This is a genomic window from Pseudomonas sp. GW822-FHT03F04 (assembly GCF_058801405.1).
Genome location: NZ_JBXANF010000006.1, coordinates 286709 through 300380, shown reverse-complemented (window position 1 = coordinate 300380; position 13672 = coordinate 286709). Strand labels below are relative to the sequence as shown.

The 13672-nt window shown below is 61.1% G+C and carries 11 protein-coding genes; 1 reads left to right on the top strand and 10 read right to left on the bottom strand.

The features are described from left to right. Positions 1–56: 56 nt before the first annotated feature. The 10 genes from AC1RMX_RS16375 to edd form a co-directional block, all read right to left on the bottom strand. Positions 57–1406 carry a carbohydrate porin gene (locus AC1RMX_RS16375; RefSeq protein WP_102621292.1) on the bottom strand — a complete coding sequence of 450 codons (1350 nt, stop codon included), beginning with the start codon at positions 1404–1406 and terminating at the stop codon, positions 57–59. Positions 1407–1508: 102 nt separating this feature from the next. After that, positions 1509–2669, bottom strand: a complete 1161-nt coding sequence (locus tag AC1RMX_RS16370; RefSeq protein ID WP_493072534.1) for an ABC transporter ATP-binding protein — start codon at positions 2667–2669, stop codon at positions 1509–1511. 2 nt (positions 2670–2671) lie between these two features. Then, positions 2672–3517 carry a carbohydrate ABC transporter permease gene (locus AC1RMX_RS16365; protein ID WP_096818250.1) on the bottom strand — a complete coding sequence of 282 codons (846 nt, stop codon included), beginning with the start codon at positions 3515–3517 and terminating at the stop codon, positions 2672–2674. Continuing rightward, the gene (locus tag AC1RMX_RS16360; protein WP_085697145.1) at positions 3510–4418 is read right to left on the bottom strand and encodes a carbohydrate ABC transporter permease; all 909 of its coding nucleotides are present in this window, start codon (positions 4416–4418) and stop codon (positions 3510–3512) included. Before AC1RMX_RS16360 ends, AC1RMX_RS16365 begins: the two co-directional genes overlap by 8 nt. 93 nt (positions 4419–4511) lie before the next feature. Next, positions 4512–5813, bottom strand: a complete 1302-nt coding sequence (locus AC1RMX_RS16355; protein WP_192558820.1) for an ABC transporter substrate-binding protein — start codon at positions 5811–5813, stop codon at positions 4512–4514. 118 nt (positions 5814–5931) lie between these two features. Continuing rightward, complete coding sequence (locus tag AC1RMX_RS16350; protein ID WP_493072533.1) at positions 5932–7191, bottom strand: D-mannose isomerase; 1260 nt, start codon at positions 7189–7191, stop codon at positions 5932–5934. 104 nt (positions 7192–7295) lie between these two features. Then, positions 7296–8723, bottom strand: coding sequence for an ATP-binding protein (locus tag AC1RMX_RS16345; RefSeq protein ID WP_173861378.1), 1428 nt, complete (start codon positions 8721–8723; stop codon positions 7296–7298). Between the two features lie 31 nt (positions 8724–8754). Next, positions 8755–9486, bottom strand: coding sequence for a response regulator (locus AC1RMX_RS16340; RefSeq protein ID WP_025112821.1), 732 nt, complete (start codon positions 9484–9486; stop codon positions 8755–8757). Between the two features lie 79 nt (positions 9487–9565). Continuing rightward, positions 9566–10522, bottom strand: a complete 957-nt coding sequence (locus AC1RMX_RS16335) for a glucokinase (RefSeq protein ID WP_096818256.1) — start codon at positions 10520–10522, stop codon at positions 9566–9568. Beyond that, the gene (gene edd, locus AC1RMX_RS16330; RefSeq protein WP_102621287.1) at positions 10519–12345 is read right to left on the bottom strand and encodes a phosphogluconate dehydratase; all 1827 of its coding nucleotides are present in this window, start codon (positions 12343–12345) and stop codon (positions 10519–10521) included. The genes AC1RMX_RS16335 and edd overlap by 4 nt, the downstream gene beginning before the upstream one ends. Before the next feature lie 220 nt (positions 12346–12565). On the opposite strand from edd, the gene gap reads away from it, so the two are divergent. Next, a complete protein-coding gene (gap, locus tag AC1RMX_RS16325) occupies positions 12566–13567 on the top strand; it encodes a type I glyceraldehyde-3-phosphate dehydrogenase (RefSeq protein ID WP_096818258.1) in 1002 nt (333 codons plus the stop codon). Positions 13568–13672 lie beyond the last annotated feature (105 nt).

The window sequence follows — 13672 nt, the reverse complement described above, 5'->3', positions numbered from 1 at the left end:
ACAGCCTGGGCTGTCCGCAAATATGCGCACATAGAGAGGAGCTTATCGCAGACGCGTTAGAACGTAGACTGAATTTTCAGGCCAGCGACCAATGCGTTGTCCACTTGATCCACGCCACCCGGGTGAGTGATGTATTGCAGGTTAGGACGCACGGTCAGCCAGTTGGTGACGTGGAAGCCGTAGTTGATCTCGTAGTTGTATTCGGTCTCGCGAATCGGCGAGAACACCGGATTGTCGTAGTCCGAAACACCGTTGGAGGCGTTCAGCAGCTCGGCGTTTTTCTTCACGTCGTCGTTGACATGGATACGCGCGGCACCGATACCGACGTCATCCTTCGGACGGGCGTCGAACGGGCCTTTGTAGACAAACATCACCGACTGGTAGTTGTCGATGAAGTTGGTGTCCTTGTCGTGGAACGTGGCGTTGGCCGCGATGTTCAGACCACGGGAAGCGTCGCCGTTGTGGCTGGTGAGTTGCTGTTGCGCAACGAACCAGTAGCCGTGCTTGCTGCTGTGGGTGCGGTAGGCGTTACCGGTGGTTGCTGCGTCGTTGCCGTTGATGTCTTCACGGACGTCATTGGCATCAGCCGTGCTCTTGTAGTAACCGACGCGGTATTCGCCCGGCAGGCTGTTGACCTTCGGCGACCAGACCAGCTCGACCGGCAACACGGTACCGGCGGTGCCGCTGCCGCTGAGCTTGAAGCCGTTGCCGTGTTCCAGCTGCGACGGGTTCTGGTTGTACGCGCCGATCTGCGCGTAGAGCTCGTCGTTGATGTTGTACTTCACGCGGATCGCGGCCTGGCTGACGGGCCAGTTGTACCAGATGTTGGTCGCCCAGTTACCCACCTGCGAGCCGCAGAACGCCAGGTTCTGGAATTCGCACGGGAAGGTGTTGAAGTCTTCGCCTTCACCGAAGTAACCGGCCTTGACGTCGAGTTTGTTGTCGAAGAACTGGTGCTGAATCCACAGTTGGGTCAGACGCACCATGTGGCCACGACCGTAGACTTCCTGCGAGGAAGACAGGGTGCCGGCACGCGGATCGCCAACGCGGTCGTTGGAGATGTTCTGACCGTTACGGTTGGTCAGTTGGATCTTGGCCTGAGTGTTGTCCCAGCCCCAGAGTTTTTGCAGGTCCAGTGCCACGCCCAGACCGAACTGGTCGCTGTAGCGGCCGGTCTTGTCATCGTTGTAGCCGCCATGCAGGTTGGCGCCCATTTCCCCAACGTAGTCGGCCTTGATGTCGATGCCTTGCTCGATCAGCTTGGTCCGCTCACCACCCCAGTCGCCCGTCATCCACTTGGAATCGGAGCTGAATGCATCGGCGGCCATGGCATTGCCGGCCAGAACCAATGCGGCCGCAGCTGACATTTGGCAGATCAACCGGGCATTGACGTGTTTCTTTTTCATCCCTACATCCTCGTCTTTATTGTTATTAACTGTTTTTTTCCAACGCGGTTTACATCCCCTGCAGAAATGAGCCTGTTGCAGGCTCATTCCCACATTGATTTCTTACCGACCTTTGAACTGAGCGACGTTGGCGCTGTGCGCTTCAGTCTTCGGCAGACCGGCAACGCCCAGGCGCTCGCCGCTCTTGGCGTCGAACAGCAGCACTTTCGACGGATCGAATTGCAGGGTCAGGGTCTCGCCCACCTGCGGCGCCACGTCCGGGGCCAGACGGCAGCAGACCTTGGTGTCGTTGAGGTTGACGAACACCAGGGTGTCCGGACCGGTCGGCTCGGTGACCTGCACTTCAGCCTTGATGTTCGGCAGGCCGTTGCCCTCGCCGTTCGCCAGAACAATCTGCTCCGGACGCAGGCCGAGGATCACTTCGCGGTCTTCGAGACCGGCGTCCTGCATCGCCATCGGCAGCTCGCAACGGGCCTGGCCGCTGTCGAGCAGCGCCACCAGACGGCCATCCTTGCGTTGCAGGCGCAGCGGGATGAAGTTCATCGGCGGCGAACCGATGAAGCTCGCCACGAACAGGTTGGCCGGGTCGTTGTAGATCTCTTTCGGCGTACCGAACTGCTGGATGATGCCGTCCTTCATCACCGCCACCTTGTCGCCCAGGGTCATCGCTTCGATCTGGTCGTGGGTCACGTAGACCGTGGTGGTTTTCAGGCGCTGGTGCATCAGTTTCATTTCGGTGCGCATCTCGACGCGCAGCTTGGCGTCGAGGTTCGACAGCGGTTCGTCGAACAGATAGATCTTCGGTCGGCGCGCCAGTGCACGGCCCATCGCCACGCGCTGTTGCTGACCACCGGAGAGCTGGCCCGGCTTGCGATTGAGCAGATGCTCGATTTGCAGCAGCTTGGCCACGCGGGCGACTTCTTCGTCGATGGCCGACTGGCTCATCTTGCGGATCTTCAGACCGAACTCGATGTTCTCGCGCACGCTCATGGTCGGGTACAGCGCGTAGGACTGGAACACCATCGCGATGTCGCGGTCTTTCGGGCTCATGCCGCTGACGTCCTGGTCACCGATCATGATCGCGCCGCCGGTGATGGTTTCCAGGCCGGCGATGCAGTTCATCAGGGTCGACTTGCCGCAGCCCGAAGGCCCGACAAGGATCAGGAACTCACCGTCCTTGATCGACAGTTCGATGTTCTTCAGGGTGTCCGGCAGGCCGGCACCGTAGGTCTTGTTTACATTGCGAAGTTCGAGCGTAGCCATGATTACCCCTTGACTGCGCCGGCCGTCAGCCCGCGCACGAAATACTTGCCTGCGACCACATAGACCAGCAGGGTCGGCAGCCCGGCGATCATCGCCGCCGCCATGTCCACGTTGTATTCCTTGGCCCCGGTGCTGGTGTTGACCAGGTTGTTCAGCGCCACCGTGATCGGTTGCGAATCACCGCTGGAGAACACCACGCCGAACAGGAAGTCGTTCCAGATCTGCGTGAACTGCCAGATCAGGCAGACCATGATGATCGGCGTCGACATCGGCAGGATGATCATGCGGAAGATGGTGAAGAACCCTGCACCGTCCAGGCGTGCCGCCTTGATCAGCGCATCCGGAATGCTCACGTAGTAGTTACGGAAAAACAGCGTGGTGAACGCCAGACCGTAGACCACATGGATGAACACAAGGCCCGTGGTGGTACTCGCCAGGCCCATCTTGCCGAGAGTGAACGACGCCGGCAGCAGCACGGTCTGGAACGGCAGGAAGCAGCCGAACAACAGCAGACCGAAGAACAGCTGCGAACCGCGGAAGCGCCAGAACGACAGCACGTAGCCGTTCAACGCACCGATGGCGGTGGAGATGATCACGGCCGGAACGGTGATCTTGATCGAGTTCCAGAAGTAACCGTCAACGGTCGCCCAGGCTTTCACCCAGCCGATGCCGCTGACCACGGTCGGCCAGCTCAGCAGGTTGCCGGTGGAGATGTCTTCCGGGGTCTTGAAGCTGGTCAACAGCATGACCACCAGCGGTACCAGATACAGCAGGACCGCGAGGATCAGCACCGCGTAGATCGCGATGCGGCTCAGGCTGATGGAAGGTTTGGCAGCGAGACTAGTCATGACGCTTGGTCCTCAGCTCGGAGTACAGGTAAGGCACGATGATCGCGAGGATCGCACCGAGCATCAGAATCGCACTGGCCGAGCCCATGCCCATCTGCCCACGACTGAACGTGAACGAATACATGAACATCGCCGGCAGGTCGGAGGAATAACCCGGGCCGCCGGCCGTCATGGCCGCCACCAGGTCGAAGCTCTTGATCGCAATGTGCGCCAGGATCATCACCGCACTGAAGAACACCGGACGCAGGCTTGGCAGCACCACTTTCCAGTAGATGCGCGGCATGCTCGCGCCGTCGATCTGGGCGGCACGGATGATCGACTGATCAACGCCACGCAAACCGGCGAGGAACATCGCCATGATGAAGCCCGAAGCTTGCCAGACCGCCGCGATCACCAGGCAATACACCACGCGATCCGGGTCGATCAGCCAGTCGAGACGGAAGCCTTCCCAGCCCCAGTCCCGCAGCAATTTGTCCAGGCCCATGCCCGGGTTGAGCAGCCATTTCCACGCGGTACCGGTGACGATCATCGAGAGCGCCATCGGGTACAGGTAAATGGTGCGGATGAAGCCTTCACGACGGATTTTCTGGTCGAGGAAAATCGCCAGTGTCACGCCGATCACCAGGGTGATGCCGATGAACATGCCGCCGAACACGGCCAGGTTCTTGCTCGCCACCCACCAGCGATCGTTGTCGAACAGCCGCGCGTATTGCGCCAGCCCTGCCCACTTGTAGTTCGGCAGGAAGGTCGACGTGGTGAACGACAGGACAAACGTCCAGAGGATATAGCCATAGAAGCCCACCAGAACGATGAACATGCTCGGCGCCAGCACCAGTTTCGGTAGCCAGCGCTGCAATGCGTCGAACGGCGAGGCCTTGCTGAACACAGCAACAGAACTCATGGGAAGATCCAGTAAAGAAGATGAGGGACCGCTGCAAGCTGCCAGCCTCAAGCCGATGCGCGACTTGAAGCTGGCTGCTGCTCTACGCTGGTGTTACTTGGCAGCCTTGATGGCGGTGCCGAGTTTCTTCGCAGCGTCGGCCGGGTCGGCTTTCGGGTCGTTGATGTAGTTGGTCACGACATCAAAGAACGCACCCTGTACGGCCAGCGTGGTCGCCATGTTGTGCGCCATGCTCGGCTGCAGGCCGCCGTTCTTGGCGTCTGCCAGGAAGTCCTTGGCAGCGGTCTGGGCGCAGGAGTCGAAACCGTACTTGCCCATGTCGGCGAGCATGTCGTTGCGCACCGGGATCGAGCCCTTGTTGATGCTGAAGACTTTCTGGAAGTTTTCACCCAGCACGACTTTGGCGATGTCCTGCTGACCGGCCGCGGTGCCCGCGTCCTTCTGCTTGAACACGGCCAGCGAGTCGATGTTGTAGGTGAACGCCTTGTCGGTGCCCGGGAAGGCTACGCACTCGTAATCCTTGCCGGCGACTTTCTTGGCGGCGGTCCATTCGGACTTGGCCCAGTCACCCATGATCTGCATGCCGGCCTTGCCGTTGATGACCTTGGCCGCTTCCAGGTTCCAGTCCTGGCCTTTGCCGTCCTGGTCCATGTAGGTCGCGACTTTCTTCAGCTCGGTCAGGGCCTTGACCATTTCCGGACCGGTCAGGGCAGCGTTGTCCAGGTCGACCAGAGCTTTCTTGTAACCATCAACGCCCATCACCGACAGCACGACCGCTTCAAACACGGTGCTGTCCTGCCAAGGCTGGCCGCCGTGGGCCAGCGGGATGAAACCCGCAGCCTTGAGCTTGTCACCGGCAGCGTAGAATTCTGCGAGGGTAGTCGGGGCTTTTTCGATACCGGCTTTCTTGAAGACTTCCGGGTTGATCCACAGCCAGTTCACACGGTGAATGTTCACCGGCACGGCCACGTAATCACCTTCGAACTTCACGGTGTCGGAGACTTTCTTGTCGAGCAGGCTGTCCCACTTCTCGGACTTGGAAACGTCCTTCAGGACGTCAGTGTCGAGCAGACCGGTCGACGCCCATTCCTGGATGTCCGGGCCTTTGATCTGGGCGACGCCCGGCGGGTTGCCGGCGACGGCACGGCTTTTCAGCACGGTCATGGCAGTCGCACCGCCACCACCGGCGACAGCGCCGTCTTTCCAGGTGAAACCGTCTTTTTCCACTTGTGCCTTGAGCACATCGACAGCAGCTTTTTCGCCACCGGACGTCCACCAATGCACGACTTCCACCGAACCTTTGGATTCGGCAGCGGAAACACTCAGGGGCAGCACAGCGAGCGGGAACAGGGAGGCGACAGAAATGACAGTAGCGAGGCGAGAAATCGCATTCATCTGAGATGTACCTTTCTTGTTGTTATGCATGCAAGTCTGGTGCTTGCGCTGCACACGAGTTTAAACAGAGCGCTTCCCTTCGCAGGTAACGAAGGGACGCGCAAATGTCACCGCATGGTTACACAGGAACGGGCCGGGACAACTGCGCCAGCGCAGTCGCCATGCTCGGCGCCAGCGGCAGACGCGGGATCAGTACGGCTTGCCAGGCGTGATACAGATCCGGTTTGCCCGCCCAGATATCGGCACTTGGGCGGTTTTGCGGATCGAGTTCGTGATGCCAGCTACCGTCGCAGCGGTCGATGAAATTCGCTTCGCAAAATTCCCAGAACAGTCGGTACCAGGTTTCGTACTGCGCATCGCCGGTACGTTTGAGCAAGGCGCTGGCAGCGGCGCTGGCCTCGGCGTGGGTCCAGTGCAGGCGATGGCGCACCACCGCTTTGTTGTCCCAGTCGAGGGTGTAGACGATGCCCGGGGCGCCATCGACGTCCCAGCCATGAAGGCAGTTGTTCTCGAACAGCTTTTGCGCATCGGTGGCCAGCCAGCCCGGCGTGAGCATCCCGGCCTGGACCCGCGCCGCTTCGAGGTGCAGCAACAGCCGCGCCCACTCGAAACCGTGACCCGGCGTGGTGCCGTACGGGCGGAAACCGTCGGCGGGATTGTCGTGGTTGTATTCGCGCAGCGGCTGCCAGTTTCGGTCGAAATGCTCGATCACCAGATAATCGTTGGCGGCGGCGTGACCATGAATCACCCGCTCGACGATACGCTGCGCACGCACCAGCCAGCGCGGGTCTGCGGTGACATCGGCCAGCGCGAGGAACGCTTCGGTGGCGTGCATGTTGCTGTTGGCGCCGCGATAGGCTTCCTCTTCACGCCAGTCGCGATTGAAGAATTCGCGCATGGCGCCCTCTTCTTCGCTCCAGAAATACGTGTCGATAATGTCGATGGCGTCATCCAGCAACGCCTGTGCGCCAGGACGCTGGGCGACCACCGCGGAACTGGCCGCGAGGGCCACGAAAGCATGCAGATAAGCGTTCTTGCCGGTGTTGCCATCACGGTGTTCGGCAACCGCAAACCAGCCGCCATGCAGCGCATCGCGCAACGGGCCGCGCAACGCCTGGATGCCGTGATCGACCAGCTCGGCAAATCCCGGCAGGCCCTGAATATGGGCCATGGCGAAGCTGTGGGTCATGCGGGCGGTGTTCATGGTTTCGGCTTGCGCACCGGCCTGAAGCTGGCCGCGCTCATCGAGATTGCCAAAGCCTTCGGGCAGTCGCGAAGCCTTGGCAAATGTCAGCAGGCGCAGGCCTTCGTCGGCGAGCCATTGCTGGTGGGCAGGGGCGTTCAGCCAACTGCTGAAGCCCGGATTGAAGTGATCCATGGAAGGCCTTTTTTGTTGTTATGACTGCGGGCAGTCTAAACAACGGGCCGAGGTGGGCTTGTAACGAAGGGGACGGGTTTTGTCACCGATCGGTGACATTCAGATCAATCCGCCGAACGCGGCAATTGCAGGGTCACGCGCAATCCACCCTCACGCAGGTTCTGCAACGTCACTTCACCGCCATGGCTATGAGCAATGTTGCGGGCGATCCCCAATCCAAGCCCATACCCCTGCTGCTGCCCCGCCAGCCGGAAGTGCGGTTCGAACACCTGCTCCAGCCGCTGCTCCGGCACGCCCGGGCCTTCGTCGTCGACATGCAGCACGAACGCACTCTCGTCGTCATCGATATGCAGATGCGCGTTCTGCCCGTACTTCAGCGCATTGTCGATCAAGTTGCCGATGCAGCGCTTGAGCGCCAACGGCTTGCCCGGATACGCCGCCAGCGCCCGCCCCTGCTGGGTGACGCGGCCATTGCCGTTGGGCGCCAGATACGGCTCCACCAGGCAGTCGAGCACATGGTTGAGATCCACCGGCTCGATGTTCTCGTGGATATCGGTGTCTTTCACGCATTGCAGCGCGCCTTTGACCAACAGCTCCAGCTCATCCAGGTCGCGGCCGAACTTGGTTTGCAGCTGTTCGTCTTCCAGCAGTTCGACCCGCAGACGCAGGCGGGTGATCGGCGTGCGCAGGTCATGGGAAATCGCGCTGAACAACTGGCTGCGCTCGGTCAGGTAACGGCTGATGCGCTCGCGCATGGTGTTGAACGCGCGACCCACTTCCACCACTTCGCTACCGCCGCCCTCGGCCACCGGCTCAACGTCGGCGCCCAGCGACAAGTCCCGCGCGGCCCGCGCCAGACGCTTGAGCGGCCGGCTCTGCCAATGCACCAGCAGGCCGATGAACAACAGCAGAAAGCCGCTGGTGAACACGATAAACCACACCTGCTGGGTCGGCAGGCCTTGCTCTTCGAGACTGGTGTAGGGCTCGGGCAGCAGCGAGGCGATGTACAGCCATTCACCCGGCGCCAACTGGATCTGGGTCACCAGCACCGGCGGATTCACCGGTTCCAGGGTCAGCGCGTAATGCGCCCAGGAGCGCGGCAACTCATCGAGTTTCAACCCGGCATTGAAGATCCGCAGGTCATCGGGGCTGACGAAGGTCACCAGAATGTCAGTGTCCTGGCCCAGCGACTGACGCAGCACCTCATCCACCGCCTGAAGCACCGCCGCCTTGCGCGGCGTCACCGGCAACACGTCCATGCCCAGCGGTTTGTCATTCAGCGTCACCACAAAACGCGTGCCGCCCATGCTGCGCAACTGATCGAGCACCAGCGGCCGGTAAGCCACCGGCAACGAGCGGAAATAGCTGACGCTGGCGGTCATCGAATGGGCGAGGCTGCGGGCGCTGGTGACCAGGCCTTCGAGCTGTGTCGCGCGCAATTGGGACACCCAGATCACACTGGACAAGGTCTGGGCAAACAACACCGCCAACAACGTCAGCAGCAGCATCCGCCCAAGCAGCGAACGGGGCATCGGCACTTTGCGTGCGGTGTTGCGCAGGAGCTCAGTGACCATTGCCGGCAACCACGTTGGCTGCCAGCTGGTAGCCGCTGCCACGCACGGTGCGGATCAGCCGCGGCGGTTTTTCGGTGTCGCGCAGACGCTGGCGCAAGCGGCTGACGGCCATGTCGACGATGCGATCAAGCGGCATCAGGTCGCGGCCACGGGTGGCGTTGCCGATGGTGTCGCGGTCGAGGATTTCCTGGGGGTGATCGAGGAACAGTTTCAACAGGGCGAAGTCGGCGCCGGACAGAATCACTTCCTCGCCGTCGGTGTGAAACAGCCGATGGCTGACCATGTCCAACCGCCACTCGTCGAACGCCAGCACTTCACTGCCGCTGCGTTCCTGACCGAACTGGGCACGGCGCAGCAGGGCTTTGATCCGGGCTTGCAGTTCGCGGGGGCTGAAGGGTTTGCCGAGGTAGTCGTCGGCGCCCAGTTCCAGACCGATCACCCGATCGGCCTCGTCGGAACTGGCGGTGAGCATGATGATCGGCACCTGAGCCTGACGCGGATGCTGGCGCACCCAGCGGCACAGGCTGAAGCCGTCTTCATCGGGCAGCATCACATCAAGAATCACCAGATCGCTCGGCGCCTCGTTCAGCGCCTGGCGGAAGCTGGCGCCGTCGGCCGTGGCCCGTACCTGAAAACCCGCGCGGGTCAGGTAGGTTTCCAGCAACTCGCGTATCTCCTGGTCGTCATCGACCAACAAAATCGACTTGTTGACTGAACTCACTTCGAAGGCATCCTTGTTGTTGGAATTGGGCGGATTATGCCTGATGTGCTGATGGTTCCCACGCTCGGCGTGGGAATGATCATTGACCGGATTGTTCGAGCGCGACTCCTGCACCGACGAGACCCGAGTACGGCGCCGTCACCAGCCACACCGGAATCCCCTTGAAGTAATCGCTCATGCAGCCCTTGTCGGCGAAGCTGCGGGCAAAACCGCTTTCGAGGAAGAAATCGGCAAAGCGCGGAATCACGCCGCCAACGATGTACACCCCGCCTCGGCCGCCGGTGGTCAGCACGTTGTTGCCGGCCACGCGACCGAGCCAGCAGCAGAACTGCTCCAGCACTTCCAGGGCAATCGGATCACCTGCGAGGCCCGCCGCTGTGATTGCTTCCGGCGTGTCGAGTTTGGGTTCATGACCATCCACCGCACAGATCGCCCGGTACACCCGAGGCAAACCGCCGCCGCTCAACGCGGTTTCCGCACTGACGTGGCCGATTTCGTTGTGGATGTGCTGCCACAGTTGCGTTTCACGCGGGCTGCTCAGCGGCAGATCGACGTGGCCGCCCTCCCCCGGCAATGCGGCAAACCGGCCTTCGCCCAGATCGAGCAAGGTGCCGACGCCCAGGCCGGTGCCCGGGCCGATCACCACCGCCGGGCGCAACGGCTCAGGCGTGCCTTCGCAGACCACGCGAAATTCGCCGGGCTGCAAACGGGTCATGCCCAACGCCATCGCCGAGAAATCATTGATCAGCAACAACTGCTCGACCTGCAACGCCTGGCAAAACGCCTTGCGGCTCAGGCGCCAGTGGTTGTTGGTGAACTTGAATTCATCGCCGCTCACAGGACCTGCCACCGACAGGCACACCGAACCGATGGCGCCCGGCGCCAGGCCGAGCCCGCTCAGGTAGAGGCTGATCGCCTCTTCCGGGCTGGCATGGTCGGCCGTGGCCAGCACCTGCACCGATTCGAGCTGCTGATCTTTCCACAACGCAAACCGCGCGTTGGTGCCTCCGATGTCACCGACCAAAGCCAGTTTCAATTAAGCGTCTCCAGGGCAGAAGTGAAGGCGCTGGCGCCCTGCTCTGCCGAGCTGAAGGCCAAACGCATGAAGCCAAACAGTTCGCGGCCGCTGCCGATGTTGTTGCCCAACAGGCCTTTGGCGGGTTCGCGCGCTGCAAATTCGGCGGCGTCCACCTTGAGTTCCAAGGTGCCTTTGACGCCATCGACGCGGATGATATCGCCCTCTTGCACGCGAGCCAAAGCGCCGCCGACATAAGCTTCGGGGCTGACGTGGATCGCCGCCGGGATTTTCCCCGACGCGCCGGACATGCGCCCGTCAGTCACCAGTGCAACCTTGAAGCCGCGATCCTGCAGCACGCCGAGGAACGGCGTCATCTTGTGCAGTTCCGGCATGCCGTTGGAACGCGGCCCCTGGAAGCGCATCACTGCGACGAAATCTTTTTCAAGCAAACCGGCCTTGAAGGCGTCCGCCAGATCCTGTTGATCCTGGAACACCATGGCCGGCGCTTCGACGATCTGGTTTTCCAGCGCCACGGCGGACACCTTCATCACGCCACGACCGAGGTTGCCTTCCATCACCCGCAAACCACCCTCTGCCGAGAACGCACGAGCCACCGGACGCAGGATGTTTTCGTCGAGGCTTTCGGTCGGGCCTTCGCGCCACACCAGTTTGCCGTTATCGAGGAACGGCTCCTTGGTGTACTGGCTCAAGCCGTGGCCGAGCACGGTGTTGACGTCTTCGTGCAGCAGGCCGGCTTCGAGCAGCTCGCGAATCAGGAACGACATGCCGCCCGCGGCCTGGAAGTGGTTGATGTCAGCCTTGCCGTTCGGATAGACGTGGCTCAGGGTCGGCACGACTTCGGAGAGGTCGGCCATGTCCTGCCAGGTCAGTTGAATGCCTGCCGCCATGGCAATGGCCGGCATGTGCAGGGTGTGGTTGGTCGAACCGCCGGTGGCGTGCAGCGCGACGATCGAGTTGACCAACGCCTTCTCGTCGACGATTTCGCCGATCGGCATGAAGTTGCCGTTCTGTTTGGTCAGGCGCGTGACCTGATGCGCGGCTTCGCGGGTCAGGGCATCACGCAGCGGCGTGTTCGGGTTGACGAAGGACGCGCCCGGCAAGTGCAGGCCCATGACTTCCATCAGCAGCTGGTTGGTGTTGGCTGTGCCGTAGAACGTGCAGGTGCCCGGGCTGTGGTAGGACTTCATTTCCGATTCCAGCAGCTCTTCGCGGGTCGCCTTGCCTTCGGCGTACTTCTGCCGCACGTCGGCTTTTTCCTTGTTGGAAATCCCCGAAACCATCGGCCCGCCCGGTACGAAGATCGTCGGCAGGTGACCGAAACGCAGGGAGCCCATCATCAGACCCGGCACGATCTTGTCGCAGATGCCGAGCATCAGAGCGCCGTCGAACATGTTGTGAGACAGCGCCACCGCCGTCGACATCGCGATCACTTCGCGACTCGGCAGGCTCAGCTCCATGCCCGGCTCGCCCTGGGTCACGCCGTCGCACATGGCAGGCGTGCCGCCGGCGAACTGGCCGACCGAGCCGATTTCGCGCAGGGCGTTCTTGATCTGTTCCGGGAAGACTTCGTACGGCTGGTGCGCCGAGAGCATGTCGTTATACGACGAAACAATGGCGATGTTCGCCGAGTTCATCATCCGCAGGCTGTGCTTGTCTTCGCTGCCGCATCCGGCCACGCCGTGGGCGAAGTTGGCGCATTGCAGCTTGCCGCGCATCGGCCCGTCAGTTGCAGCGCCGCGAATCAGCGCAAGGTAAGCCTGGCGTGTGGCGCGGCTGCGGGCGATAAGCCGTTCGGTGACCTCAAGAACGCGGGGATGCATGTGTAGAACTCCAGGCTAACGGATGTGGCGACCTGATTGTCTATGCTGATCAAAAGCCCGTTCGCGTGGGATGACGAGCGGTTTTCTTGATCATTCGGACCAGTTGATTCAGGTCACTCGTTGTAGATAAAACAAAATATTGCCACTAAAAAGGCTTGTTTTCTATTTTTATGCGAATAATCTTGTAATTCCAACAACAAAACGACGGCGGCGCTGTTCAATGACTCTTCGAATCGCAATCAATGGTTTTGGCCGCATCGGCCGTAATGTCCTGCGCGCACTGTATACCCAAGGCTATCGTCAGGATTTGCAGATCGTCGCCATCAACGATCTGGGCGACAGCGCGATGAATGCGCACTTGCTCAAATACGATACCGTTCACGGCACGTTCGATGCTGAAGTTGCGCATGACAACGAGAGTCTGACCGTCAACGGTGACCGCATTTCGGTCAGCGCCATCCGCAACCCTGCCGAACTGCCGTGGGCTGCGGAAAAGATTGATGTGGTATTCGAATGCACCGGTCTGTTCACCGACCGTGCCAAAGCCGCCGCGCATATTACTGCCGGTGCGCGCAAAGTCATCATCTCGGCCCCGGCCAAAGGCGCCGATGCCACCGTTGTTTATGGTGTGAACCACGACATCCTGCGCCAGTCGCACCAGATCATTTCCAACGCATCGTGCACCACCAACTGCCTGGCCCCGGTGGCCCAGGTGCTGCACCGCGAACTGGGCATCGAAAGCGGTCTGATGACCACGATTCACGCCTACACCAACGACCAGAACCTCACCGACGTCTATCACACCGACCCGTACCGCGCCCGTTCGGCCACGCAGAACATGATCCCGAGCAAGACCGGCGCCGCCGAAGCCGTGGGCCTGGTGCTGCCGGAACTGGCGGGCAAGCTGACCGGCATGGCCGTGCGCGTGCCGGTGATCAATGTGTCGCTGGTGGACCTGACCGTACAGTTGAAGCGCGAAGCCTCGGCCGATGAAGTGAACGCACTGATGAAAGCCGCGAGCCAGCATTCGAAAATCCTCGGCTACAACACCCTGCCGCTGGTATCGAGCGACTTCAACCACAACCCGCTGTCGTCGATCTTCGACGCCAACCACACCAAATCCAGCGGCAAACTGCTGAAAGTGCTGGCCTGGTACGACAACGAGTGGGGCTTCTCCAACCGCATGCTCGATAACTGCCTGGCGCTGTGCAACGCGGAATAAAACCGCTGCCGCCGATTTGAGAGCGGGTAATAGCTTTACCAACCTTTGACAAATCAACACTTGACCACTCGGGCGGATGATAAGCATTATCATTCGCTCGAAATG